Genomic DNA, 510 nt, shown 5'->3' on the forward strand with positions numbered 1-510 from the left:
TCACCACGTCGTGCCCGGCGGCGCGCAGGCGGTGGGCCAGCTCGGTGGTGTGCGCGACCCCGCCGCCCTTGTACGGGTGGGCGGGGCCGACGATCGCGATGCGCATCTACTCGCTCCTGGACCGCACGATGAGGTCGGCCAGCAGCGCCAGCGAGCCGATGTGCAGACCCGACAGGAAGATCACGATGGTGTTGCTGGTCAGGTAGAACCCGTAGCGGACGATGTCGACGACGCCCTTGACCAGGCCGATGCCGACCAGCCAGAGCGCGGGCGGCATGAGGACCTTGAGCGGGTTGAAGTACATCACCATCCGCAGCACCTGCAGGATGTAGCGGTAGGCGTCGGAGATGAAGCTGAACTTGGACTTGCCCGCCCGCTTGCTGTACTCGATCGGCAGGTAGTACACGTCGTGCTGGTTGGACAGGAACGACAGCGTGATCGTGGTGACGCAGGAGAACCCGGGGGGCAGCAGCCGGAGGTAGGGTCTGGCGACCGACTTGCGGAACGCCC

At 66.3% G+C, this 510-nt stretch carries 1 pseudogene; it reads right to left on the reverse strand.

The features are described from left to right. Positions 1 to 106 precede the first annotated feature (106 nt). Positions 107 to 510, reverse strand: a pseudogene (locus PKE71_RS17590) (glycosyltransferase family 2 protein); the annotation flags it as partial.

The organism is Maricaulis virginensis (assembly GCF_027922185.1).
Lineage (GTDB): Bacteria > Pseudomonadota > Alphaproteobacteria > Caulobacterales > Maricaulaceae > Maricaulis > Maricaulis virginensis.